The 24,742-nt window shown below is 49.3% G+C and carries 23 protein-coding genes and 3 riboswitches; of the genes, 22 read left to right on the forward strand and 1 reads right to left on the reverse strand.

The annotated features are described in order from the left end of the window. Positions 1–66 precede the first annotated feature (66 nt). The 17 genes from QMA39_RS13850 (at position 67) to QMA39_RS13930 (ending at position 20,077) form a co-directional block, all read left to right on the forward strand. Positions 67–1,308: a surface carbohydrate biosynthesis protein gene (locus QMA39_RS13850; RefSeq protein WP_281659070.1), complete on the forward strand. Its 1,242-nt coding sequence runs from the start codon at positions 67–69 to the stop codon at positions 1,306–1,308. Between the two features lie 122 nt (positions 1,309–1,430). Next, a complete protein-coding gene (locus QMA39_RS13855) occupies positions 1,431–2,429 on the forward strand; it encodes an SDR family NAD(P)-dependent oxidoreductase (protein WP_206933853.1) in 999 nt (332 codons plus the stop codon). A 15-nt stretch (positions 2,430–2,444) separates the two neighbouring features. Then, positions 2,445–3,926 (forward strand): hypothetical protein, encoded by a 1,482-nt coding sequence (locus QMA39_RS13860; RefSeq protein WP_281659071.1) that lies wholly within the window; start codon positions 2,445–2,447, stop codon positions 3,924–3,926. Positions 3,927–4,008: 82 nt separating this feature from the next. Next, positions 4,009–4,950 (forward strand): GDP-mannose 4,6-dehydratase, encoded by a 942-nt coding sequence (locus QMA39_RS13865; RefSeq protein WP_281659245.1) that lies wholly within the window; start codon positions 4,009–4,011, stop codon positions 4,948–4,950. Between the two features lie 13 nt (positions 4,951–4,963). Further along, complete coding sequence (gene pseC, locus QMA39_RS13870) at positions 4,964–6,166, forward strand: UDP-4-amino-4,6-dideoxy-N-acetyl-beta-L-altrosamine transaminase (RefSeq protein ID WP_281659072.1); 1,203 nt, start codon at positions 4,964–4,966, stop codon at positions 6,164–6,166. Beyond that, positions 6,163–7,224: a UDP-2,4-diacetamido-2,4,6-trideoxy-beta-L-altropyranose hydrolase gene (gene pseG, locus QMA39_RS13875; protein ID WP_281659073.1), complete on the forward strand. Its 1,062-nt coding sequence runs from the start codon at positions 6,163–6,165 to the stop codon at positions 7,222–7,224. The genes pseC and pseG overlap by 4 nt, the downstream gene beginning before the upstream one ends. Before the next feature lie 9 nt (positions 7,225–7,233). Continuing rightward, positions 7,234–8,301, forward strand: coding sequence for a pseudaminic acid synthase (pseI, locus tag QMA39_RS13880; protein WP_281659074.1), 1,068 nt, complete (start codon positions 7,234–7,236; stop codon positions 8,299–8,301). Then, entirely contained in the window at positions 8,298–9,035 is a 738-nt protein-coding gene (locus tag QMA39_RS13885) for a glycosyltransferase family protein (protein ID WP_281659075.1), read from the forward strand. Before pseI ends, QMA39_RS13885 begins: the two co-directional genes overlap by 4 nt. Further along, the gene (gene pseH / locus QMA39_RS13890) at positions 9,035–9,571 is read left to right on the forward strand and encodes a UDP-4-amino-4,6-dideoxy-N-acetyl-beta-L-altrosamine N-acetyltransferase (protein ID WP_206933865.1); all 537 of its coding nucleotides are present in this window, start codon (positions 9,035–9,037) and stop codon (positions 9,569–9,571) included. The genes QMA39_RS13885 and pseH overlap by 1 nt, the downstream gene beginning before the upstream one ends. Before the next feature lie 15 nt (positions 9,572–9,586). Continuing rightward, positions 9,587–9,823, forward strand: a complete 237-nt coding sequence (locus QMA39_RS13895; protein ID WP_027955704.1) for an acyl carrier protein — start codon at positions 9,587–9,589, stop codon at positions 9,821–9,823. Beyond that, complete coding sequence (locus QMA39_RS13900) at positions 9,820–11,064, forward strand: fatty acid--CoA ligase family protein (RefSeq protein ID WP_281659076.1); 1,245 nt, start codon at positions 9,820–9,822, stop codon at positions 11,062–11,064. The genes QMA39_RS13895 and QMA39_RS13900 overlap by 4 nt, the downstream gene beginning before the upstream one ends. Further along, a complete protein-coding gene (locus QMA39_RS13905; protein WP_281659077.1) occupies positions 11,061–11,786 on the forward strand; it encodes an SDR family oxidoreductase in 726 nt (241 codons plus the stop codon). Before QMA39_RS13900 ends, QMA39_RS13905 begins: the two co-directional genes overlap by 4 nt. A 392-nt stretch (positions 11,787–12,178) precedes the next feature. Beyond that, positions 12,179–13,144 (forward strand): MoxR family ATPase, encoded by a 966-nt coding sequence (locus QMA39_RS13910; protein ID WP_206933873.1) that lies wholly within the window; start codon positions 12,179–12,181, stop codon positions 13,142–13,144. Further along, positions 13,141–14,406 (forward strand): DUF58 domain-containing protein, encoded by a 1,266-nt coding sequence (locus tag QMA39_RS13915; RefSeq protein WP_281659078.1) that lies wholly within the window; start codon positions 13,141–13,143, stop codon positions 14,404–14,406. The genes QMA39_RS13910 and QMA39_RS13915 overlap by 4 nt, the downstream gene beginning before the upstream one ends. After that, positions 14,406–16,601, forward strand: a complete 2,196-nt coding sequence (locus QMA39_RS13920) for a transglutaminase domain-containing protein (protein WP_281659079.1) — start codon at positions 14,406–14,408, stop codon at positions 16,599–16,601. Before QMA39_RS13915 ends, QMA39_RS13920 begins: the two co-directional genes overlap by 1 nt. 35 nt (positions 16,602–16,636) lie before the next feature. Next, positions 16,637–16,738: riboswitch (purine riboswitch) on the forward strand. A 128-nt stretch (positions 16,739–16,866) separates the two neighbouring features. Then, on the forward strand, positions 16,867–18,405 hold the full coding sequence (guaA, locus tag QMA39_RS13925) for a glutamine-hydrolyzing GMP synthase (RefSeq protein WP_027955710.1): 1,539 nt from the start codon (positions 16,867–16,869) through the stop codon (positions 18,403–18,405). 79 nt (positions 18,406–18,484) lie between these two features. After that, a riboswitch (purine riboswitch) is annotated at positions 18,485–18,587 on the forward strand. Between the two features lie 155 nt (positions 18,588–18,742). Beyond that, a complete protein-coding gene (locus tag QMA39_RS13930) occupies positions 18,743–20,077 on the forward strand; it encodes an NCS2 family permease (RefSeq protein ID WP_027955711.1) in 1,335 nt (444 codons plus the stop codon). A gap of 87 nt (positions 20,078–20,164) precedes the next feature. Here the strand turns inward: QMA39_RS13930 and QMA39_RS13935 are convergent, their stop codons facing one another. Further along, the gene (locus QMA39_RS13935; protein ID WP_027955712.1) at positions 20,165–20,590 is read right to left on the reverse strand and encodes an Hsp20/alpha crystallin family protein; all 426 of its coding nucleotides are present in this window, start codon (positions 20,588–20,590) and stop codon (positions 20,165–20,167) included. A gap of 140 nt (positions 20,591–20,730) precedes the next feature. Here QMA39_RS13935 and QMA39_RS13940 point away from each other — a divergent pair, with 140 nt between their 5' ends. The 5 genes from QMA39_RS13940 to purB all read left to right on the forward strand — a co-directional run bounded on the left by QMA39_RS13940 (position 20,731) and on the right by purB (position 24,679). After that, a complete protein-coding gene (locus QMA39_RS13940) occupies positions 20,731–21,309 on the forward strand; it encodes a DUF2179 domain-containing protein (RefSeq protein ID WP_027955713.1) in 579 nt (192 codons plus the stop codon). Continuing rightward, on the forward strand, positions 21,269–21,478 hold the full coding sequence (locus QMA39_RS13945) for an NETI motif-containing protein (protein ID WP_027955714.1): 210 nt from the start codon (positions 21,269–21,271) through the stop codon (positions 21,476–21,478). The genes QMA39_RS13940 and QMA39_RS13945 overlap by 41 nt, the downstream gene beginning before the upstream one ends. An 81-nt stretch (positions 21,479–21,559) precedes the next feature. After that, positions 21,560–21,660: riboswitch (purine riboswitch) on the forward strand. A 107-nt stretch (positions 21,661–21,767) separates the two neighbouring features. Continuing rightward, complete coding sequence (gene purE, locus QMA39_RS13950) at positions 21,768–22,259, forward strand: 5-(carboxyamino)imidazole ribonucleotide mutase (protein ID WP_027955715.1); 492 nt, start codon at positions 21,768–21,770, stop codon at positions 22,257–22,259. After that, positions 22,249–23,376 (forward strand): 5-(carboxyamino)imidazole ribonucleotide synthase, encoded by a 1,128-nt coding sequence (purK, locus tag QMA39_RS13955; RefSeq protein WP_281659080.1) that lies wholly within the window; start codon positions 22,249–22,251, stop codon positions 23,374–23,376. Before purE ends, purK begins: the two co-directional genes overlap by 11 nt. A gap of 10 nt (positions 23,377–23,386) precedes the next feature. Further along, the gene (purB, locus tag QMA39_RS13960) at positions 23,387–24,679 is read left to right on the forward strand and encodes an adenylosuccinate lyase (RefSeq protein WP_281659081.1); all 1,293 of its coding nucleotides are present in this window, start codon (positions 23,387–23,389) and stop codon (positions 24,677–24,679) included. Positions 24,680–24,742 lie beyond the last annotated feature (63 nt).

Raw genomic sequence — 24,742 nt, forward strand, 5'->3', positions numbered from 1 at the left:
CAGCATACGAATCGAAGAGGGCACATACGTATGTTTTATTCGCAGGTCTTGCAGGAGGTCAACGAAATGAAAAGCGGAAGTCGTAAGTGGCTGTATCTTCCGATTGAAACGAAAGTGAGAGAACTGGATGCCAAGTTACTGCTTGCATTTCATGCCATAAGTCAGGGATATCATGTCGTGATTGGAGAGCACTGGATGGTCGAGCAGGCAGCAGAAAAGCTGCCACTTGGTATTTTCCTGGCCAAGGGTTATTCGAAAGGGTACGGCAGAAGAGTAGTGGAAAACGTAGGGAGATATCATCATAAGATTGTAGAATTGGATGAAGAGGGGTTTTTCATTCCCGATGCTCCGAAATACATCAGCCGGCGGATGAGGAAGGAGCATATTCGCGGCCTTGCCCATGTGTGCTGCTGGGGGGAGCATCAAAAAAACATCCTGACAAAAGCTTATCCCCATATGGAAAAGAGCTGTACCATTACCGGAAATCCCAGATTCGACCTGCTGAATGACACCTATAAAGAGCTGTACGCCTCCGATGTAGAAGACATTCAGGCGGATTTCGGCTCTTATATCCTCATCAATACCCGGTTTACGTTTTATAATCCGATCGGCGGGGTGAGAGAAAACGTCCATCTGCCGGAAATGGAGAAGATAAAAAGGCTCTGCCATGCTTTTATCCAGCTCGCTCAGACGTTGAGCCGGGCCTGTCCCGGAAAAAACATCATCTTCCGTCCCCATCCCGGAGAGAGCCTCGACGTTTATAAGGAAGCGTTTAAAGGATTCCATAACATCCACATCCACCGGGAGCGCAGTGTGATTCACTGGATTCTCGGGGCAGAGGCTGTCATTCATAACGGCTGTACGACCGGAATTGAAGGGGGTGTGCTGAGAAAACCGGTCATTGCCTACCAGCCTGTGATTCACTCCTCCGGTATGATGGACTTTCCCGACAGGCTGAGCATCCACGCGTTCACAGAGAACGAAGTCGTTAACATCCTGCGGCACGCTGAAAAGCCTGAACTTCCTGATGGGTTCTTTCATTATTATAGTCATCCAGCCCTCCCATCTGCCTGCACAGCCATTCTGAAAGTGTTGAACAACCAACACGTGTCCCCTGCCCCTGTCCCCTCTTTGAAAAGGCTGCGTTTCGTTAAAGACCGGCGGGAAAAAATGAAGCGGTTATTTCCATCCTTAACGACAGAAGAAATCGTACGCTTTTACTCCGGTCTGAACAAGATTACCAATAAAAACCTCTCTTATCATATCCACCCTTTGGCAGATCGGTTATATCTGCTTGAGGGCCTGTAACCAGGGACCGGGACGAGAGCCGGTTCCTGGCTGGGTTTCTATCTATTATTTTCACCTTTCTATAAAAATAGCATATACATAAGCATGATCAGGTAGAAAGATATGAGGGAAGGAGAAAGAGAGTGTTTTACAAAGATAAGGGCATTCTGGTAATTGGTGGGACGGGCACAATTGGAAAGCGGATTGTGACGACCCTTTTGAATGAATCCCCGAAATATATCAAGGTGTTGAGCCGTGATGAATATAAGCAGTATCAATTGGAAAAAGAACTGAAGTCCGATCCTCGGGTGCAGTTTATTCTAGGAGACATCCGTCATTACGAAACGGTCTATGATGCAATGGATAACGTAGATTATGTGTTTCACCTGGCAGCCATGAAGCACGTGCCTTTCTGTGAAAACAATCCATATGAAGCGGTACTTACCAATATAGCAGGAACGCGCCACGTGGTGCGGGCAGCGAAGGCCCGAGGTGTCAAAAAGGTTGTGTTCACGAGTACAGATAAAGCGATTTCCCCGACGAATACGTATGGAGCTTCCAAGCTGATTGCTGAACGACTCCTTTTATCATCCGAACAAAACAAATCAAAGGAAGGGACGATCTTCGCCAGTGTACGTTTCGGAAATGTCATGGGATCCAGAGGGTCTGTCATTCCTCTGTTTGTTAAGCAGATGGTAGAGAAGAAGCGGATTACCGTGACGGATGATCGGATGTCACGGTTCATGATGACTATTGAAGAAGCCGCTTCCTTAACGATCCGTTCGCTGACCAGAGCGCAGGGGGGAGAAATTTTTGTCCTGAAAATGCCGGTCATTTCCCTGCAGGACCTCATTGAAGTGGTCAGGGAAGAAGTTTGTCTTGCCTATGGCTTGGACCCACATGAAATCACAGTTCAGGAGATAGGGTTGAGAGTCGGAGAAAAAATGTACGAAGAGCTGATGACCTTTGAAGAATCGACGACAGCCTGGGAATTTGAAGATATGTACGTCATCCCAGGGGATAAACAGGTCTCCTATCCGGATGCTGTCAGAACTCAAGTGGGAACGTACAGCTCAAGCGATCAGAAACCAGTCTCCAAAGAAGAACTGCGCCGGCTTGTGCAGAAGCAGAATTTAATCTAAGGAAGGAAAGCAGCCATGGATATCATTGAACAAAAATATTGGTCCGTGTATCTGGACTTTCTGGATGATTTTCAATCCCTCTATTATAAAGAGCACAGCATCCCCTATCTTTGTTACTACAGAGGGCTGATCCAGGGTAATAAAGGACTGATGGAAATCTACCAGCAGAAGGGGTGGGTTTCTTTTGTTCGTAACCATGTGACGGATGTACGAGTTGTTCAGCAGCGTTTTGATGGGTATAAGGCGCGGTTTCAAAAGAAAAAAATACGGGGGGAGAAAAAGAAGCTTGTGTTGTATGACGGTTACGGGCTTCTCAGGCTTCCATCTTCCACTTTATTGAGGCTGAATCGGACTTTTGAAACGCTGTACATCGTCGATCGGGAACACAGCCAGAAGAAAGGGGAGAAAAAGCCGAAGGTCAAGTCGCTGGATGAAACGGTGTTAGTGAAGAGACCGGCCAGTATGAAAAAAACAGCGAGTGTCCTTCCTCCTCGTTACTTTGACGAATATAAAGTGAATGTGCATAAAGAAGTGCTGCGTCTGCAGAATGAAGCGAAAGCGATCCTTGCCCGTAAGAAAGCGGCCGGCCACCCGGTGTACGCGGTTCCTTACTTTGAAAAAGCATTGATGAAGCAGATTGACCAGGTCGTTCATCGAGTAGAACAGATCGGGGCTTTACTGCAGCGGGAAGGGGTAGGGTGTGTCATCGTTCCGTATTCGCAGTATATGGAGTCACGGATCTTTTCCATCTTAGGAGCTGTTCATAATGTTCCTGTAGCTGCCCTGCAGCACGGCATCATTTCCGATGCATTCGGTTATCTTCCATGCGTCACCGATTATAAGCTTGTCTTTGGACATTATGAGAAGCATTGGTTCCTGTCCCGCGGGGTTCCTGAAAAGAGGATCGTGGTGATGGGACATCCGCGGTTTGATGAAATGTACAAAGCGGTTCAGACCAACGCAGCCAGAATCAAACAGCATATAGGGCTTCCCATTCATAAGAAAAACCTTCTTATCATCGTGCGAAGCAACTATCAAATGAAAAAATGGGAGTCGTTTTTGAGATCCCTTACCCTGTCAGATTCAGTCAATCTTATTATTAAAGATTTCCCAGACCACACGCCCCATTACTTAACAAAAAAATTCCCTTCCACCTTCCATTCCAAAAACCAGGCGTTAAGTGATTTGATCCAGCTGTCTGATGCGGTCGTCAGTTACCATTCAACCGCCGGGCTTGAAGGCTTGATGGCCGGAAAACCGGTATTTATCCTGAATAACAACTTTTATGGATACAGCGGATATTTTGATTCATTGGGACGTTTGAAGCAGGATGACCCTGTCCGGCTGGCGGGTTTGGTCAATGTTTTTCTTAAAAACGGCGGGGTTTCCGCGCACGATCAGTCCTTGATGCAGTCATTCAAACAACGCACCTATCCGCTCGGGAACGGGGCGGAAGGTCGGCTTTTATCCTTTATCACAGGGCTTATAAAGAAATGAAGTCCTGTGATTTTTTCATACATAGCGGCATCTAGAAATATATGTATATAGGAATGCCGTTTTTTAAGGAGGAGGGAGCTTTCTGAACGTACTTGTTACAGGTGGAGCAGGGTTTATCGGACGATGGGTCGTGAAGAAGTTACTGGAAGACCAGCAAAATGTCTGGGTGATTGATAATTTGTCGAACGGAGACGTCGGAAATATAGAGGAGTTCCTTTCACACAAACGTTTCAAAGCTTTTTATCATGACGATATACGCAAAGAAGATGTGATCGAACAGGTCATGAATGACTCCGTGGATATCTGCTACCATCTAGCGGCAAGTATCAATGTCCAGGACAGCATTGATGATCCGCAGACAACATTCTATAACGATACGGTTGCGGCCTTTCATTTACTGGAAAGCTGCAGAAAGCACAAGGTAAGATTTGTATTCATGAGCACGTGTATGGTGTATGATCAAGCATCCAACCCTCAGGGGATTACCGAAAAGGACCCGGTGAAACCAGCTTCTCCCTATGCCGGTTCGAAAATTGCTGCAGAAAACATGGTGTTGTCCTACTTTCATGCCTACCAGATGCCTGTCACGATCGTACGCCCTTTCAACACGTACGGTCCTTTTCAAAAGACAGGAGGAGAAGGTGGTGTGGTTCCTATTTTCATAAAGAAAAAGCTGAACAAAGATCCGATTGAGATTTATGGAAACGGGGAGCAGACCCGTGATCTTTTATACGCGGAAGACTGTGCGCGCTTCGTTGTGGAGGCGGGTCTCCATGAAGAGGCTTTTGGGGAAATTTTGAATGCGGGTCTGGGGCGCGATGTGTCGATCAATCAGCTGGCTGAGCTGATTGCAGACGGCCGGACGTCGATTACCCACATCGAACACATTCACCCGCAAAGTGAGATTTCCAAGCTGTTGTGCGATTTTTCCAAAGCCAAAGAGATCCTCGGCTGGGAGCCTGAAGTAGGTTTAGAGGAGGGAATCCGCCGGACAGAGGAATGGATCAAATCCAACCGTATGTAAAGGAGCTGGGCAGGTGGGAGGCAAGCTTGCTGTATTTGGTGGAAAGCCTGTACGTCATTCGTTTCTCCCTTATGGAAGTCAGTGGATATCCAAGGAAGATAAAGAAGCTGTGGAAAGGGTTTTGAGCAGTCCCTATTTAACGACAGGACCTGCCGTAGCCAGCTTTGAAAGAAAAACAGCCGCTTATACAGGGGCCGCCTATGCGGTTTCCTTTTCCAGTGGCACGGCAGCGCTGCATGCCGCCTGTTTTACTGCCGGCATCGGGAAAGGGGACGAAGTCATCACCTCCCCTCTCACCTTTGCTGCCAGTGCCAACTGTGTCTTGTACTGCGGAGGCACGCCGGTTTTTGCTGATGTAGACCCCCGCACATATCTGATTACACCAGAAAGTATCGAAGCCGCTGTTACCGAGCGGACGAAAGCGGTCATTCCTGTAGATTTCACCGGACAGCCGGCTGATTATGAAGCCATCAGAAAAGTGGCGGACAAATACAATCTGCTTATCATCGAAGACGCCGCTCATGCGCTGGGGGCTTCCTATCGCGCACAGAAAGTCGGTGCTCTCAGTGATATGACGATGTTCAGCTTTCACCCCGTGAAACCAGTGACCACCGGAGAAGGTGGCATCATTACGACGAATGATGAGAACTGGTACAAAACGCTTCTTCAATTCCGTACTCATGGCATTACGAAGCATGCCGCTGATTTTATACAAGAACGCGCGCCGTGGGAGTATGAAATGCAGTTTCTCGGATTCAACTATCGGATGACCGATCTGCAGGCAGCTCTTGGGGAAAGCCAGCTGGACCGGCTGGATACGTTCACCTCAATGAGGGAAGCTTATGCGGATTATTACAACAACGCCTTCAGGACCGTGAAAGGTGTAACGATCCCTTATCAGGAACAGGGCCGGCGTTCGAGCTGGCACTTGTATATCCTTAAGCTTGATGAGGAGATGATTGACCGTCGGAAAGAGATTTTTGAGGCATTGACAGCGGAGAACATCGGGGTAAACGTCCATTACATGCCGGTATATGAACAGCCGTACTATCAGAAAAACGGCTTTGATCAGGTCAGCTGCCCAACCGCAGAAAAGCTGTATCAGCAATTCCTCACCCTCCCGCTTTTTCCCGCCATGGACCAACAGGACCTTAATGATGTGATCGAAGCTGTCCGGAAGGTTTTGGATTATTACCGGGATGGGGCGGGCTCATGAGAGCAGCCATACGTGTCGACGCATCGGTCCAGTGGGGGACCGGGCATATGATGCGCTGTCTGACCTTGGCGGAAGATCTTCGTGATCGTGGAGCCCATGTATTTTTCATATGCCGAAGCTGTCCGGAAAGTCTTGGGCAGGTGGCTGTGAACCAGTCTTTTTCTGTGTATAGGCTTGAGGACAACGGAGAATTTTCTTATAAAAAGGATGCAGACCAGACGAAGGAGCTGCTTCAATCATGGGGGCCCATCGACTGGCTGATTGTGGACCATTACCAACTGGACGCCAGTTGGGAGGAAGAGGTGCGTCCGTTGGTGAAAGGACTGATGGTCATTGATGATCTGGCTGACCGCCGGCATGCCTGTGATGTACTGTTGGACCAAAACGTCTGCAGCAATCTTCATAAACGGTATACCGATTTGATTCCTTCGTCAGCTGTCCGTCTTCTCGGACCGGACTATCTTCTTTTAAGAAAGGAATTTCTCCAGGCAGGTAAGGGGCGCAGTGGAAACATCCATCATCTTCTGATCAGCTTCGGAGGCAGCGATCCTTCCGGTCAGACGTTGAAAGCGATCGAAGCTGTCCAGCATATGACAGATCTGACTGTGACCATCGTTGTCGGTGGAGCAAACGAGAAGGAGGCGGTCATTCGAAAATACGTGTCCCGGTTTCCACACATGACTCTTCACGTGCAGACCAGTCAAATGGCACGGTTGATGGAAGAGGCTGACCTCGTCATAGGAGCTGGCGGTTCATCCATCTGGGAGTGCTGCTATATGAATCTTCCAGTGATTGTCATTCAAACAGCTGCCAATCAGGCCGCCACCATCGCTGCTTTGAAAGAGAGAAAAGCCGTTTGCTATGTGGGAAAGGCTGTGGATGTGCAGGTAGACCGGTTGAAAAGGGCTGTTGAAAAGCTTGTCTACAACCCAGCCGCCGCCCGGGAAATGGCCGGTCGATTTTCTCAAATCATGGATGGGTACCGCCCAGGGCGTGCGGCGGCTTGTTTAATTAACTGGAATAACTCTCCTGACTTACCGGGGAGGAAGAAGGGATAAGGTTCCCCCATGGAATTCAGCATTCAAGGCCGTCGCATCGGGAGCGGTCATCCACCATTCATCATTGCGGAGATGTCAGGCAATCATAATCAATCGCTGACGAGAGCCCTTACCATGGTCGACCATGCCGCCGCATGCGGGGTGGATGCTTTGAAAATACAAACATATAAACCGGAGACGATGACGCTCTCCAGCACCCGGCCGGATTTTGTGATTAAGGATGAACAAAGCCAGTGGGATGGAAAAAAGCTTTATGACTTGTATGAGGAAGCGAAAACCCCGTGGGAATGGCATGAGAAGGTGTTCAGCAGATGCCGGGAAGCGGGGATTATTGGTTTCAGCACCCCTTTTGATGAATCAGCAGTAGATTTCCTGGAAGCGTGTCACGTTCCGTTATATAAGATATCCTCCTTTGAGAATACAGACCTCTCTTTAATTGAAAAAGTGGTGAAAACAGGGAAGCCGGTCATCATCTCCACCGGAATGGCGTCCTTAAGTGAGGTGGAGGATATGGTGAAAACGGTAAGGGACAGTGGAGGCAGCCAATTTGTCCTGCTGAAGTGCACAAGCACCTATCCGGCACCTCCCGCTCACTCCAACATCAGCACGATTCCACATATGGCACAGACATTTTCCTGCCCTGTGGGCCTCTCCGACCACACGCTCGGCATCGGGGCGGCCGTTGGAAGTGTGGCCCTGGGCGCGTCCGTCATAGAAAAGCATTTCGTGCTGGATCGGTCTGAAGGAGGCGTAGATGCTTCTTTTTCTCTGGAGCCCTCAGAAATGAAACAGCTGGTACAAGAATCGAAAAACGTGTGGCAGGCAATGGGGAGGGTCTCTTATGGAGATACTCCGGAAGACGAAAGAGCGAGAAATTACCGGAGGTCTCTTTATATTTCGAAGGATGTAAAGAAAGGGGAGACATTTACAGACGAGAATATTCGAGCGGTCCGCCCGGGCTACGGCCTGCTCCCGAAATACAAAAGCGTCTTCCTTGGGAAGCGGGCGCCGTTTGCCATCTCCAAAGGCACCCCGCTGAGCTGGAATATGCTTACGGGAAGGCGGAATGATGTATGAAGGTTGTGGCTGTCATCCAAGCGAGAATGGGCTCCACGCGCCTGCCTGGGAAAGTGCTGAAAATGGCAGCGGGAAAACCTCTCCTGCAGTACCAGATTGAACGTGTCCAACGGGCGTCCTGTATCGATCAGCTTGTCGTGAGTACGACTGTTCAATCTGGTGATGATGCGATTGAACACTTGTGCAGCCAGCTTGGAACGGCCTGTTTCAGAGGATCGGAAAAGGATGTATTGGAACGCTTTTACTTGACGGCCTCCCACTATCAGGCAGACGTTGTGATCCGGCTTACCGGGGACTGTCCTCTGATGGACCCTGCCGTTGTTGATGAGGTTACCGCTCTCTTTCTCCATCACTATCCGAAATATCCGTATGTATCCAATACAAAAATTCGTACGTATCCAAGAGGAATGGACATCGAAGTATTTACATTCGAAGCTCTCTATCATTCTCACTTGATTGCAGATGACAGCTACACACGTGAGCATGTGACAGCAAAAATGATCCGCGATACCCGCCTGTTCAAACACAATCATCTCTTGTATAAGAGGGATGAAAGCAGACACCGATGGACGGTGGACACTATAGAAGATTTCCAGCTGGTTGCAAAGATCCTGGAACATCTCTACCCACAGAATCCCCGTTTTACTTTGGAGGACGCGCTCGCTTTGTTGGACGCCCACCCCGAATGGGCGGAAATCAACCATCATATCCAGCAGAAAAAAGGAGGAGGATGATGATTGAATTCGAGAGATTGAAAGAATCCCATCTCGATCTGGTGTTACAGTGGAGAACCTCCTCATTTGTAACACGGTACATGTATACAGATATACAGCCGGACCGAGGCAGACACCAGGCCTGGTTCGAATCGGTCTCCCAATCCGACACGGACCTCTACTGGGTGGCTGCGATCGATGCGGTGCCTGTCGGTGTGCTTTCTCTAAGTGACATCCATGCTGTCCATAAACGGGCCGTTTTCGGTTATTACATAGGTGAGGAAAAATACCGGATCTATGGTGGAATCCTTCCTCTCTATCTATATAACCACGTTTTCAGCAATCTTTCTTTGAATAAGCTGACAGCAGAGGTGATGGAGGGGAACGACAAGGTTGTGAAGCTCAATACCTTCCATGGATTTCGTATGGTCGGTACTCGTAAAGATCATGTGATCAAGCATGGAAAAAGTCATGACGTCCACCTGATGGAGCTTCTGAAATCCGACTGGGAGAAGAAAAGCAGTCTCTTTAAAAAATATACCGCACCTTTTTGCTAAGAAGGAGGAGGAGACGTGCAGGATAAATTGATCGTGATTGTTAACGACATGTGTAAAGATAATGGCCTGCCACCCTTGAAGCGGCTGGATGCCGACCAGCATCTCAGGGATGATTTAAACATGGACTCCTTGATGCTCGCTGAACTGACGGTCCGGGTGGAGAGTGAATTCGGCGTGGATATCTTTGAGGATGGCCTTGTTGAAACGATGGGAGACGTCATCAGGAAAATCGAAGGGCATCAGGGTCCATGAAGAATCTTTTCCTCGCTTCCAAAGGACATCAGTATACGTACGAGGAGCTCTTTAGGGATGTGGGCAGCAGGAAAATGGCGTGTTCCAGGATTTTTGTGAAAGGGAACGACCCGTATCAGATTTTCGCAGCGATCGTCCATAGTCTGTGGCTCGATTATCCGGTAGAGCTGTTGGACGGAGATTTCTCTGATGAAGAATTAAAAAGGATGGGGATCCAAGCCTCTGACCTCCAGCCGGCTTTGTTGGACGGTCTTCCTGAGCATCCCCCGTCTCATGAGGAAGTAACGGCCCGTCTTCATCCAAAAAACTGGACCTTGTCCCTATATACGTCAGGAACAACCGGACGTCCGAAAAAAGTCACTCATCGGTATGAATCGTTAACACGGCAGGTGAAAACCGGCAGCCAATGGAAGGACCATGTGTGGGGGTTTGCCTATAACCCTACACACATGGCCGGTCTGCAAGTCTTCTTTCAAGCCTTCTGCAATAAAAATCCAATGATCTATGTGTTCAATGAAGAGCAGAAACGGCTGCCTGATTTGATTGAGCCATATCAAATGACGCATCTGTCCGCTACCGCTACCTACTATCGCAATATTTTTCCCAGGCTTCAGTCGAAGACCTATCCGTGCGTCAGGCGGATCACATTTGGCGGCGAAGGCTTTGATGAACGATTGTCGGAGAAGATGAAGCAGGTTTTCCCCCATGCCCAGATCAGGAATGTGTATGCCTCGACAGAAGCAGGTAGTGTATTTGCTGGAAACGGCCGCACCTTTACCATACCCTCCTCCATAAAAGACTTGGTGAAAATCAATGAAAACCAGGAACTGCTCATCCATCAGTCGCTGGTCGGTACAATGGAAAACGCAGAGGTCGGCAGCGAATGGCTGAATACCGGAGATGTTGTACAGAAAGTCGGGGCAGATGAATTCGCTTTTGTATCCAGAAATTCTGATTTTATTAATGTCGGGGGGTACAGGGTGAATCCGTTGGAAGTCGAAGCTGTGCTGACAGCGGTCCCGGGAGTGGAGGATGCGTTGGTGAAAGGGAAGACAAATAGTGTAACAGGAAACCTCCTTACCGCTGATATCGTGAAGGAGGCAGACGCTGAAGAGGATGAAGTGAAGAAAGCGGTCCGGGAGCACGCCTCACGCACCCTGCAGCCGTGGAAAGTACCGAGGATCCTGGCGTTTGTCGAAGACATTCCGAAAACGCGCACAGGAAAGAAGGTCAGAGAATGAAGTGGGTCATTGTCACTGGTGAATCCAGAGGAGTGGGAAAGGCCATTGCCAGAGAAATCCTAATGGAAGGAACGTATGGGGTCATCGGCATCAGCCGATCGAAAGGTGCCGAAGTCGAAGATCTGAAGCAGCTGGGAGGGGAACACTTTGTCCACCTTACCTACGATTTAGAAAACGTGGAAGGGATCAAATCGTTATACCTGCAGCAGCTGAAACAGATCGGGGTCATTCATGGGTTTGTGAACAATTCCGCATGGGCCTATGATGACATTATTTCCAACCTTCGCGTCGATCCGCTTGAGAAGATGTTCCGAATCAACGTCCTGAGTCCCATGCACCTGACCAAATATGTGATTCGGGATATGCTTTTGAACAAAACGGAAGGATCGATCGTGCACATCTCTTCCATCAGTGCCCACACCGGATACAAAGGATTAAGCATGTACGCGTCTACAAAAGGGGCCATCGAAGCGTTCTCGAAAAATACGGCGCGGGAATGGGGGGCACGGGGCATCCGTTCCAACTGCGTGATCCCCGGGTTTATGAATACAGCCATGAGTGCTTCCTTAACGGACGAACAGAAGGAGAGAATTTACAGAAGAAATGCGATGAAGAAAGAAACCGCGATGGCCAGTGTCGTACGCACCGTTCTTTTTCTTTTATCCGATCAGTCCTCTTCGATCACGGGAACAGGTATACATGTAGATAATGGAACGATATAAAAAACCGCAGATCCCCTGGATCTGCGGTTTTTTGGCTGGGGCTGCTAAACCCATAAGTAAGCTCCAGCTGAATGCTGGAGCCTCCGCCACCTATACCTATACAAACGTTCGTCTCTTATGTTCTTTTATATCTCTACTTCAGATGGCTCAAACTAAAGATACCATATAAAGGGGGATAAGTTAACTAAATTGTCGGAAAAAATCATAGGTCTTTAGGTTCATTTTATTACTTATATAATCTTTTTTAACTTTTGTTGAAAAGGGAGAAGACCCTTCAATTCCTGATATACCCATCGGCTTCTTTCTTTGTTCCATAGATAGGGATATAGTATAGTGGAAATGAGCGTGATAATTCTGAAAAATAGTGCGTCAGGGAGGAAGGGGTACATCAAATGTCTCAGCAAACGTTTCTCTATCAGCCGAAAGTAACCGAGGTACTTAACAATATTAGAAAAGTGATGATTGGAAAGGAAGAAGCAGCGCTTTTGAGCGTTGTGGCCCTTCTGGCAAAGGGGCATGTTCTGCTTGAGGATGTTCCTGGAGTAGGGAAGACGATGCTTGTCAAAACGCTTGCGAAATCCTTGGATTGTGATTTTAAGAGAATTCAATTTACACCGGATCTGCTGCCGTCAGATGTGACTGGTGTTTCCATTTATAACCCGAAGACATTGGAGTTCGAGTTCCGTCCAGGCCCCATTCTCGGAAATATCGTTCTGGCCGATGAAATCAACCGGACGTCGCCGAAGACGCAGTCCGCCCTGTTGGAAGGGATGGAGGAGACGAGCATTACCGTGGATGGGAGTACAGTCCAGCTCGGAGAGCCTTTCTTTGTCATGGCAACCCAGAACCCTATCGAATATGAAGGAACCTACCCGCTGCCGGAAGCGCAGCTGGATCGTTTTCTTTTGAAAATGGAAATGGGCTATCCTACACCGAAGCAGGAGATGGAAATGCTTGCCCGTACGTCAAACAGTCATCCGATTGAAGAAATCTCAGCTGTAATATCAAGAGAAGAACTGGTGGGGCTTCAAAAGGAAACGGCCCAGGTCTATGTGGACCGCTCCGTCCATCGTTATATCGTAGACCTTGTTACAGGAACACGTAACCATGAAGGAGTCTACTTAGGCGTGAGTCCGAGGGGATCGATTTCTTTGATGAAAGCGGCCAAAGCCTATGCGTTTGTCCATGATCGCGATTATGTGCTTCCGGACGATGTGCAGTTCATGGCTCCGTATGTGCTCGGCCACCGGATGATTTTAACGTCCGAAGCGAGGTTTGAAGGGAAGACGTCCGCCTCTATCATTGAGGAGCTTCTCACGGCTACTTCGATTCCGGTGAAAAGGACGACCGGGGAATGAAGCAGACGTTCAGCCTTGCCGGCAAAGGGGCTGTCGTCGTTCTGTTGTTTACGGCCCTGTTCTCGTATGCGATGTTTCAAGGCGGATTTGTCAGCTGGTTTCTTTTTTATGCGTTTCTCCCGTTCCTTCTTTATATGATCGGTGTTCTCGTATACCCGATCCGGAAATGGGAGGTTGAGCACCAGTTGTCCAGGCGTTATGCCCTTGGCGGGGAAACGGTGGAAGTGGAGGTGACGCTGAAGCGGCGGTTCCCATTCCCGGTTTATTACTGTGTCATTGAAGAATATCTTCCGCCATCCTTGAAAAAGGTGGATGAACACTTGGAGAAATACAAGGATATGACGAAAACAGAAATGTATCATGAACATCGGAATATCAAGAAAGTCGTCTTTCCGTGGTTCAGCCGGCGGATTTCGTACCGTTACGAACTTCAAAAGGTCCCGCGCGGTGCCCATGCTTTCAAGGCAATCCGTGTGAAAACGGGTGACTTCTTCGGATTTGTAAAAAAAGAACAGGTGTACAAGCATACGAATGAACTTCTCGTGTTCCCATACGTACGGCCGGTAAAAATGAAGGACCGGGTCTACAGCTTTGAGCAGGGAACAAGTCCTTCTTTTAAACTCAATGAGAAAAATACCAATATCGTCACCGGTGTCCGGGAATACATGCCGGGTGACCGCTTTGCCTGGGTGGATTGGAAAACGACGGCGAAGAAAAACGAAATGATGACAAAAGAGTTCGAACAGGAAAAAAGCGTGGAGATGCTGATGATCTTAAATACGGGCGCCCATTCGGATATGGACATTTTGAGCTTTGAAGGAGCGGTCGAATTTTCAGCGTCGCTTGTGAAGGAGTTTCACCAGCAGTCTTCCCCGCTGTCATTCATGACGCTTGGTGAGGACCGCCGGTATTTCCCTTATCACCAGGATCCGGCCCGCCAGCAGCAGATCCAGGGGCATCTGGCCCGGGTAAGGCCGGTGGGGATGCAGCCGTTTGCCAGTCAGCTTGAGCGCGAACGCCCCTCTGTGCCGAGCGGTGTTCTCTTGATGGTTGTCAGCCATGAGCTGGACCGGGATGTCCAGGCAGCGCTTTCGAAATTGGCGAAGAAAAGCAAGCGGCTCGTCTTTTTTTATGTACGCCCGCATGAACGGATGACCTTTCAGGACCACCAGCTGATCAAGCAGCTGAAAAGCCGTGGTGTGGTGGTCAATCTCTTGTCCGAAGAGCAGATGACACAAAAGGAATTTGAGGTGAACACGTAATGCAGGACCGTCATTCAACCGTTTACCGGATGATTCTCTACGGCATCGGTTTTCTTTTGTTTTGTGAATGGCTCCGGCCGCTTGAAATGATTTCCCAGACGGATGACGTCCGGATTTTCTTTATCTTTGCGGCGTTCTGTTTTTTTGTTTCTTTTTTACAAGTCCCCTGGTATCTATCGATGCCGTTAAAAGGACTGGGTGTGGCATTTATTCTGGACGGACTGTACATCGGGGAACTGATCTTTTCCCCGGGGTGGTTCGCCGTTCTTACCGAGCAGGTCACTTTTAATATTCAGATGATCAGTGGTCAGGAATGGTGGCAGATGACGCCGCTTTTCCGCAGCCTGCTGTTCCTGATTTTACTGTGGCTTATGAGCTACCTTCTTTATTACTGGTTCGTAGTTGCGCGCCGCATGTTCTTTTTCGTGCTTCTGACGATTCTTTTCGTTGCCGTTGTTGATACATTTACGGTTTATGATGGCAGCTGGGCGATTATACGGACCTTCGTGATCGGGATGGCGGCGCTCGGACTGTCGAGCTTTGCGAAAGAAATGGATAAGGAATCCATTGTATTCAAAGGGCTTCATAAAGCCAAGGTCTGGCTTTTCCCCTTGATTGGAGTCATTTTGTTTTCTTCCGCAGCGGCTTATGCGTCTCCCAAGTTTGCTCCACAGTGGCCGGATCCGGTTCCATATTTGGAAAGTGCCGCAGGAGGAACAGGGTCCGGAGGGGGGCGGACAATCCAGAAGGTCGGGTATGGCGAGGATGACAGCCAGCTCGGCGGATCGTTTGTGCAGGATGATACGCCGATCTTCACGGCGACCGTTGATGGGGACCGCTACTGGCGGATTGAATCAAAGGATACGTATACAGGAAAAGGCTGGACGGATACGCTGGAGCAGCCGGTCATGACTACAGACCCTTTTGATATTCCATTCTCCACGTTCACTGAAGAAGTGGAAACGGAAACGCAGACAGCGCAGATTGAAATGACAAGGTTCGCTTCGTTTAGAAAACTGGTTTATCCCTACGGTCTTACCTCCGTCGGGAATTTAGAAGGGGAGTTCAACCTCCGCGTCCACAATAACACGGGGGAGATGGATACGTACCAGGGGGATGCTCCTGCGAAAATCAGTACAGCTGAATTGACGTATGAGTTTCCTTCTTTTGAGTACAGCCAGCTCCGTGAATCCGGGAATAATGATCCACAGGAAATCAGGGATCAATACCTGCAGCTTCCGGAGAATCTGCCGGAGCGCGTCCGTAATCTGGCTTCCCAGATTGTCGAGGGAGAGGACAACCGGTATGATCAGGCAAAGGCCGTGGAGCGTTATTTTTCAGCCAACGGCTTTGAATATTCAACGACGGATGTCCCGGTTCCAGGCGATGACGAAGACTATGTGGATCAATTTTTGTTTGAATCGCAGATTGGATACTGTGACAACTACTCGACGTCCATGGTTGTCCTTCTCCGCTCAGAAGGGATCCCGGCCCGCTGGGTCAAAGGCTTTACAGGCGGTGAGCGGATCGATTCCGTGGAAAATGAAGAAGGAGACGGTGTCCAGAACGTGTATGAAGTTACGAGTGGAAATGCGCACTCCTGGGTGGAAGTGTACTTTCCCGACGTAGGCTGGGTTCCTTTTGAACCGACACAGGGCTTCAGTAACAACGCTGATTTTTACACGGATGTCGATGTGGAGGAGACCGAAGAAGATCCGGCAGCAGGTGCTGCAGATGATACGCAGGATGAAACGATGGGGAATCCTCAGCAGGTGGAGGAGGAAGATGAAGCCTCCGGAAATGCGGATGCAGCCTCTTCTTCTGGATCGACGACCTTTACGGCAGTCCTGACAGGTACCGTTCTTTTGGCCGCTGGGATTCTGCTTTATGTCACCCGCTACCGCTGGATGGCCGCGCTTCTGATCCGCCGCTACCGCCGTAGTGAAGACGAAGAGACGTATGAAAAGGCCTACCACTTCCTTTTGAAAGTACTGAATCATAAAGGGCTGAAACGGAAGCCTGATCAAACACTCCGTGATTACGCCTTGAAAGTGGACCAGCATTTTCAATCCAATGAAATGCGGCGGTTGACGAGTAATTATGAGCGAGTGATTTATGGGAATGAATCCCAGAAGGCCCAGTGGCAGAAAGTAACGGAATTATGGGAAAATTTAATTAAAAAGACATTGTCTTGATTCCTTGCAAGACGGTTGATAGAATAAGTGAAAATTATCAGATAGAATTCTTCCTTCGTATATCCTCGGGAATAAGGCCCGAAAGTCTCTACCGGGGCACCGTAAATGCCCTGACTATGAAGGTGGGAGTCACATGACATGTCTTGACATGGATGGATTTCTGCCTTCGTTGTATGCTGTATACAAGAGGCAGGAGTCCATTTTTTTATGGAACGGGAAGAGAGAAACAGGCAGGACCAATCTTGGTACAGGGAGTGGAACGTATATGGAAAACGTACAAGGGATGATTCTCGTACTCGACTTTGGAAGTCAGTACAACCAGTTGATCACACGAAGAATCCGCGAATTCGGTGTGTACAGCGAGCTTCATTCACACAAGATGAGCATAGAGAAAATCAAGGAGCTGAATCCGAGCGGCATTATCCTTTCCGGTGGGCCGAACAGCGTATATGGAGAAAACAGCTTCCGCTGTGATGAGCAGATTTTTGAACTGGGTATTCCGGTGCTCGGCATCTGTTACGGCATGCAGTTGATGACCCACCATTTTAATGGGAAAGTGGAACGGGCCAAGGAACGCGAATACGGCAAAGCCGATATTCACATTACAGAGGACCCGGTCTTGTTCCGCAAGACACCAAAAGAACAGGCCGTATGGATGAGTCACAGTGACAAAGTAATCGAAGCTCCTGAAGGTTTCCGTGTGGATGCGACGAGCCGTTCCTGTCCTGTAGCTGCCATCAGCCACGAGGATGCAAAAATGTACGGCGTCCAATTCCACCCGGAGGTCCGCCATTCAGAATATGGGAATGATCTTCTTCGCAGCTTCGTTTTCGACGTCTGCGATGCGAAGGACGACTGGACGATGGAACACGTCGTTGAAATGGAAGTGGAAAAAATCCGTGAGCAGGTAGGTGACCGTAAAGTACTCTGCGCGTTGAGCGGTGGTGTTGACTCTTCTGTTGTAGCTGCGTTGATCCATAAGGCGATCGGAGATCAGCTGACGTGTATTTTCGTCGACCACGGACTGCTGCGTAAGAACGAAGCCGATGACGTCATGCGCACGCTTGGCGACGGATTCAACATGAACATTATTAAAATTGATGCCAAAGAGCGGTTCATGAGCAAACTTGACGGTGTATCCGATCCGGAAAGAAAGCGGAAGATCATCGGCAATGAGTTCATTTATGTGTTTGATGATGAAGCAGAAAAGCTTAAGGACATTGACTTCCTTGCCCAGGGTACACTGTATACCGACATTATTGAAAGTGGAACAGAAACCGCTCAGACGATCAAATCCCACCATAATGTCGGCGGTCTTCCGGAGGATATGGAATTCCAGTTGATCGAACCTTTGAATACGCTGTTCAAGGATGAAGTACGTGCGCTGGGCACGGAGCTTGGTGTACCTGAACATATCGTCTGGCGTCAGCCGTTCCCCGGCCCGGGTCTTGCTATCCGGGTTCTAGGAGAAGTGACAGAGGAAAAACTGGAAATCGTTCGTGAATCTGACTTCGTCCTTCGTGATGAAATTAAAAAGGCCGGGCTGGACCGTGACATCTGGCAGTATTTCACTGTGCTGCCTGATATCCGATCGGTCGGAGTCATGGGAGATGAGCGCACCTACGACTATACGATCGGGATCCGTGCTGTTACGTCCATTGATGGCATGACATCAGACTGGGCCCGCATACCATGGGACGTGCTGGAGAAAATATCGACACGTATCGTGAATGAAGTCGATCACATCAACCGCGTCGTGTATGACGTGACAAGTAAGCCGCCTGCAACGATTGAATGGGAATAATCGAACATTAAAGGGTTTCTGTTGATTATTGTTCGGAAATAGTGTTGACAGTTCTTGTCGAACGATGTAAGATAAAGACAATTCAATAACGCATCACCTTCGTATAATTTTGGGGATAAGGCCCATGAGTTTCTACCAGACCGCCGTAAATTGGTCTGACTACGCTGGTGAATGGGCGCCTGCCTGTACGCATTTGCAGACGTCCGTTTATCCTCGTATCTACAGACACTCCTGGATTTTATCCAGGGGTGTCTTTTTTTGTGGGAGACGGGTCAACATAAAAATAAAGAGACCCGATAAGAAAGGCGACGGAAGACAAAAAGGGGAGGATTTACAAATGAGTAAGTTTTTTAAGTTTAAGGAAATGGGAACGAGCTATCGGATTGAATTCATGGCGGGTCTGACAACGTTTCTCGCTATGGCCTACATTTTGTTCGTCAACCCGTCCACGCTTGCACTGGACGGCATTGAGGCTCTGCCTGAAGGGGTCACTCGTATTGATAAGGGAGCCGTATTCACCGCTACAGCCGTAGCAGCCGCGGTGGGTACATTGATTATGGGATTGTTTGCGAAGTATCCGATTGCTCTTGCACCCGGTATGGGACTGAACGCATTCTTTGCGTATACGGTTGTGCTCGGCTTTGGTATTCCATGGGAAACAGCGCTCGCCGGCGTACTTGCTTCTGGACTTATTTTTATTGTGTTAACGGTAACCGGCCTGCGGACGATGATCATTGATGCCATCCCGGGAAACCTTAAGCTCGCTGTCGGAGCGGGGATCGGGCTGTTCATCGCGTTTATCGGCTTTCAAAACGCCGGGATCGTACAGAACAGTGACGCGACACTGGTTCAGCTGGGCGATTTGACCGCCGGACCGACGCTTCTCGCTGTTTTCGGAATCATTGTCAGTGTCATCCTGCTTGCTGTCGGATTGAAGGGCGGCATTTTCTATGGGATGGTGCTGACGTCATTGATGGGGATTCTCACGGGCTTGATTGATCCACCGTCTGGTCTTGGTGGCATTGTCAGTCCAGCGCCGAGTGTGGCACCGACGTTTGGTGCAGCGTTGACACACTTTGGGGATATTTTCACGATCCAGATGCTCGTAGTCATCCTGACGTTCCTTTTCGTCGATTTCTTTGATACGGCCGGTACACTTGTCGCTGTAGCCACCCAGGCCGGGTTTATGAAGGATAACAAACTGCCGCGGGCCAACCGTGCGCTGTTCTCCGATTCCGCCGCTACGGTCGTCGGAGCAGTCGTCGGGACTTCGACGACGACGTCCTACATTGAATCCACCGCGGGTGTCGGAGCAGGTGGACGAACAGGCTTTGCTTCTGTCGTGACGGCAGGATTTTTCCTGCTTGCCCTGTTCTTCTCTCCGCTTCTCGCTGTTGTAACTGCTGAAGTTACCGCACCTGCTTTGATCATTGTCGGAGTGCTGATGGCGTCCACCTTGAAGAGCATTGACTGGGATGAGTTTGAAATTGCCGTCCCTGCTTTCTTTACGATTGCAGCTATGCCATTGACGTACAGCATTGCCACTGGGATTGCCATCGGCTTTATCTTCTATCCGATTACGATGATCTTAAAAGGACGATCCAAAGAAATTCATCCGATCATGTATTTCCTTTTTGTCATTTTCGTCTTATATTTCATTTTCCTTGCATAAGGATGTCTATGAAAAGAGTGCTGCACTCTTGGATGACTTCCCCGTCAAGGTATAAAAAAACCGGCTGCCTTCTGTCAGGCGCCGGTTTTATTCATCCTCCAGGTGGCGGATGGTGATCGGTTTCTGTCTTGATGAATCAGGGATGTAGCGGTGAAGCTGGACGACCAGCAGTCCGTGCCTGTAGGTGGCTTCTATCTTGTCATGCCGGACGGGGTAGGGGAGGTCGATGGAACGTTCAAATGTACCGTCGGCAATTTCTGCTTTGATCTGATGACCGCCCCGGTTATTGATTTCAATTTTTCCTTTCAATGTCAACGTGGCGTGGTCGACGAGAACATCGACATTTTTCGGGTGGTCCATGCCGGGAATGTTGACGAAACAAAGCAGCTCATTATCGTATTGATAAATGTTGACAGCCGGTATGGCAGGCTTCATCATCCCTTCAAATCCGCCCCAGAATTCCTGGCCGAAGAAACGGTCGAAGTTTCCTTTCCAATCCTTGAACTGGTCCATCAGCCTGCACCTCCAAGATTTGTCTGTAATTGCGGTGAAAAGCGGTTGTGCCCTTTTATTCTCATGGTTTATAGTGTATGCAAGAGAAGCGGTCCGGGTGACAGATTTTTACTTTATCCCGGCAAAGGAGGCTGTCTGTATTGTTTGAAAACCCACTTGTACTCATCGCCATCATATTAGCGGTGAACATCGTTTATGTATCCTTTTTTACCCTTCGTATGATTTTCACATTAAAAGGACAGCGGTATTTCGCAGCGTTTATCGGAATGTTTGAAATCGTCACGTACATTTACGGACTGGGCATCGTGCTTGACCGCCTGGACCAGATTGAAAACGTTATTGCCTATGCTGTCGGTTACGGTACAGGGGTGATTGTCGGTATGAAGATTGAAGAGAAGCTCGCCCTCGGGTATATTACAGTTAACGTCATCTCCTCGAACCCGGATATCGAATTTACCCGTCAGCTCCGTGATAAAGGGTACGGGGTGACGAGCTGGTACGCGTACGGCATGGAGGGAGACCGTCTGGCGATGCAGATTCTGACTCCGCGAAAGTATGAACTCAGTTTATATGAAACCATCCGTACGATTGACCCAAAAGCCTTCATTGTTGCGTATGAACCAAAGCAGATTCACGGGGGCTTCTGGGTGAAGTCTGTAAAGAGAGGAAAGATCCGCGATGCCCAAAAAGAACAGCAGGAACAGCAAAATGCGTTTTGAAGTGCAGGAAAATGAAACGATCGATGATTGTCTTGACCGCATGAAGAAACAAGGCTATATGCCTGTCCGCCGCATGGAAGAGCCGGTTTTCCGTGAAGAAATCCGAAACGGGGAAAAAGTCATGGAGCCTGTAGGAAAAACGATCGTATTTCAAGCGGTTAAACAGTAAAACCGAACGATTTGTTGATTATAAAATGTCATTGTTCGACAATGGCGTTGACAGCCAAAAGTGATTCTTGATATGATAAAGACAGAATTGCATAGACGACCTCATATAAGGCGGGGATATGGCCCGCACGTCTCTACCTGGGAACCGTAAAGTCCCGGACTATGAGGGGAGTTATGTCAGCGGCGCCCGGCCGGCCTTGGCCGACGTATGCCTGTTCGACTCCTCTCATTGATTGAGCGGTCGGGCAGGCTTTTTTTATGTTACTTCACAAAGAAACGAGGGAGAGCGCATGGCTGAAGTTGGGATCATTATGGGAAGTATTTCGGACTGGGATACGATGCAGGAAGCCTGCAGCGTCCTGGATGAACTGGCCGTTGATTACGAAAAGGAAATCATATCTGCCCACCGGACACCAGAAGATATGTTTGAATACAGTGAAACCGCCCGGCAGAAAGGGCTGAAGGTCATTATTGCCGGCGCAGGGGGAGCCGCCCATCTGCCTGGAATGGTCGCTTCTAAAACGACGCTCCCTGTCATCGGGGTACCGGTTGAATCCAAATCGCTTCAAGGCATGGATTCACTTCTTTCCATTGTCCAGATGCCCGGCGGCGTTCCAGTAGCCACCGTCTCGATTGGAAAGGCCGGGGCTAAGAACGCCGGGCTTCTCGCCGCTCAAATGCTCGGCGCTTTTGATAAAGAAACAGCTGGACGGCTGGAGGAGTACCGCAGCCGGATGAAGGAGAAAGTCGGAAATATGAGGAGGGAGCTCGATGAATATTAATGTCATCCGTCCAGGTCAGACGATCGGAATCCTCGGAGGCGGCCAGCTTGGAAAAATGATGGCGCTCGCTGCCAGGCATATGGGGTACCGGATTGCTGTGCTTGATCCATCCGAAGACTGCCCATGTGCACCGGTGGCCGACCATCATATTGTAGCTGCCTATGATGACTTTGAAGCAGCAGAGCGGTTGAATACAATCAGCCAGGTGGTCACCTACGAATTTGAAAATGTGGACGCTGGTGTTTCCCGTTTTTTTGCTGAAGCAGACAAGCTTCCCCAGGGCACGCTTGCCCTCGAGGTGACACAGAATCGTGAGAAAGAGAAGGCCTTTGCTGTAGACGCCGGCCTTGCTGTACCGGAATACCGTATCGTCCATACGTCGGAAGAAGCCGGTCAGGCCGTCGAAGAGATTGGATATCCGGCAGTTATGAAAACGATCAGCGGCGGCTATGACGGCAGAGGTCAGCTGAAACTCGAACAGGAGTCAGATCTTGAGAATCTCTCTTCTTTTCTGAAAGAAGGCGGCACGTATATCGTGGAACAGTGGATTCCTTTCGATCTTGAAATCTCCCAGGTTTTCACCCGCGGACAGGATGGAAGTATCGTTTATTTCCCTCTTGCAGAAAATATCCATAGACAGCAGATTCTCCATGAAACCCGGGTTCCGGCACAGGTGTCGGACGTTGTCCTTGATAAAGCGAAAGCAGCCGTTGAGGCCCTGGCCGAACGTATCGGCGTTGTCGGGACGTTTGCTGTGGAAATGTTCGTCAGCGGCGATGATATCTATATCAACGAAATGGCGCCGCGTCCGCATAACTCCGGACACTACACGATTGAAGCGTGCAGTGTCTCGCAATTCGAACAGCATATCCGTGCCATCTGTGGACTGCCGCTGCTGCCGGTACATACCTTCGGCGCAGCCGTGATGATCAATGTCCTCGGAAAACACCGCGGCATTCTCAATGACCGGATTGAATACTATACAGGCTGCCACCTTCATGACTACGGGAAAAAAGAAGCCCGGACCACACGCAAGATGGGGCACCTGACCTTCATCGGTGACACACTCGAAGAGATCGATGAACGCATCGAACAAAATCAGATCCATTATTGGTAGGAGGAAGACTATGATAGAACGTTATACACGCCCGGAAATGGGAGCCATCTGGACGGAAGAAAATCGTTATCAGGCCTGGCTTGAAGTTGAACTGCTGGCTTGTGAAGCATGGAGTGAGCTTGGCATCATTCCCAAGGGAGATGTCGAAAAGCTGCGCGAAAAAGCATCCTTCTCCATCGACCGCATACATGAAATCGAACAGGAAACGCGACATGATGTTGTAGCCTTTACGCGTGCCGTTTCCGAAACGGTCGGAGAAGAACGCAAATGGGTCCATTACGGACTGACCTCTACGGACGTTGTCGACACCGCATTGTCCTATCAACTGAAGCAGGCGAACGAAATCATCCGCCGTGACTTGGTCAACTTCATTGATATTCTTGGTGAAAAAGCACAGGAACATAAACACACCGTCATGATGGGCCGTACACACGGGGTCCATGCAGAGCCGACGACATTCGGCTTGAAGATGGCGCTTTATTATGAAGAAATGAAGCGTAACCTTGAGCGTCTCGACCTGGCGATCAAACAGATCGAAGTCGGAAAGCTCTCCGGTGCGGTCGGTACGTATGCCAACATCGATCCTTTTGTCGAAGAGTACGTCTGTGAAAAGCTTGGACTGGCTGCTGCTCCTGTCTCCACGCAGACACTGCAGCGGGACCGCCACGCCCATTACGTGTCCACCCTGGCTTTGATTTCTACATCTATGGAAAAAATCGCTGTAGAAATCCGCGGCCTTCAGAAGACGGAAACGCGCGAAGTGGAAGAGTATTTCGCGAAAGGACAGAAAGGTTCCTCTGCGATGCCCCACAAACGGAACCCGATCGGTTCGGAAAACATGACAGGGATGGCCCGCGTACTGCGTGGAGAAATGATGACCGCGTTTGAAAATGTGCCGCTCTGGCATGAACGGGATATCTCCCACTCTTCTGCCGAACGGATCATTCTTCCGGATGCGACCATTGCCCTGAACTATATGCTGAACCGTTTTGGCAGGCTCGTGAAAAACTTGACGGTCTTCCCGGAGCGTATGCAGGAGAATATGGAGAAAACCTACGGGTTGATTTTCTCCCAGCGTGTGCTGCTTACCCTTATTGACGAAGGCATGGTGCGTGAGGAGGCTTACGATCTTGTGCAGCCGAAGGCGATGGAAGCCTGGGAAGAGGGCATTCCGTTCCGTGAGCTGATCGAAGCGGATGAGAAGATCACGTCGACGCTTTCCTCAGAGCAGCTGGATGCCTGCTTTGACTATAAGCACCATCTCAAACAGGTGGACCGTATTTTCGATCGTATTGGTTTGTAATCATAAAGGACCTGCGGATGCAGGTCCTTCCCTAACAATCCTAAACAAGTGAGGTGCTGCTTT

Source organism: Halobacillus sp. Cin3 (assembly GCF_947311855.1).
In the GTDB taxonomy this organism is placed as follows: Bacteria; Bacillota; Bacilli; order Bacillales; family Halobacillaceae; genus Halobacillus; species Halobacillus kuroshimensis.

Excerpts from the sequence above, each read along its gene's own strand:
- QMA39_RS13850 (WP_281659070.1), top strand. The coding sequence starts at position 67 with ATGAAAAGCGGAAGTCGTAAGTGGCTGTATCTTCCGATTGAAACGAAA.
- QMA39_RS13860 (WP_281659071.1), top strand. The coding sequence starts at position 2,445 with ATGGATATCATTGAACAAAAATATTGGTCCGTGTATCTGGACTTTCTG.
- pseG (WP_281659073.1), top strand. The coding sequence starts at position 6,163 with ATGAGAGCAGCCATACGTGTCGACGCATCGGTCCAGTGGGGGACCGGG.
- pseI (WP_281659074.1), top strand. The coding sequence starts at position 7,234 with ATGGAATTCAGCATTCAAGGCCGTCGCATCGGGAGCGGTCATCCACCA.
- QMA39_RS13885 (WP_281659075.1), top strand. The coding sequence starts at position 8,298 with ATGAAGGTTGTGGCTGTCATCCAAGCGAGAATGGGCTCCACGCGCCTG.
- pseH (WP_206933865.1), top strand. The coding sequence starts at position 9,035 with ATGATTGAATTCGAGAGATTGAAAGAATCCCATCTCGATCTGGTGTTA.
- QMA39_RS13900 (WP_281659076.1), top strand. The coding sequence starts at position 9,820 with ATGAAGAATCTTTTCCTCGCTTCCAAAGGACATCAGTATACGTACGAG.
- QMA39_RS13905 (WP_281659077.1), top strand. The coding sequence starts at position 11,061 with ATGAAGTGGGTCATTGTCACTGGTGAATCCAGAGGAGTGGGAAAGGCC.
- QMA39_RS13910 (WP_206933873.1), top strand. The coding sequence starts at position 12,179 with ATGTCTCAGCAAACGTTTCTCTATCAGCCGAAAGTAACCGAGGTACTT.
- QMA39_RS13915 (WP_281659078.1), top strand. The coding sequence starts at position 13,141 with ATGAAGCAGACGTTCAGCCTTGCCGGCAAAGGGGCTGTCGTCGTTCTG.
- QMA39_RS13920 (WP_281659079.1), top strand. The coding sequence starts at position 14,406 with ATGCAGGACCGTCATTCAACCGTTTACCGGATGATTCTCTACGGCATC.
- guaA (WP_027955710.1), top strand. The coding sequence starts at position 16,867 with ATGGAAAACGTACAAGGGATGATTCTCGTACTCGACTTTGGAAGTCAG.
- QMA39_RS13930 (WP_027955711.1), top strand. The coding sequence starts at position 18,743 with ATGAGTAAGTTTTTTAAGTTTAAGGAAATGGGAACGAGCTATCGGATT.
- QMA39_RS13935 (WP_027955712.1), bottom strand. The coding sequence starts at position 20,590 with ATGGACCAGTTCAAGGATTGGAAAGGAAACTTCGACCGTTTCTTCGGC.
- QMA39_RS13945 (WP_027955714.1), top strand. The coding sequence starts at position 21,269 with ATGCCCAAAAAGAACAGCAGGAACAGCAAAATGCGTTTTGAAGTGCAG.
- purE (WP_027955715.1), top strand. The coding sequence starts at position 21,768 with ATGGCTGAAGTTGGGATCATTATGGGAAGTATTTCGGACTGGGATACG.
- purK (WP_281659080.1), top strand. The coding sequence starts at position 22,249 with ATGAATATTAATGTCATCCGTCCAGGTCAGACGATCGGAATCCTCGGA.
- purB (WP_281659081.1), top strand. The coding sequence starts at position 23,387 with ATGATAGAACGTTATACACGCCCGGAAATGGGAGCCATCTGGACGGAA.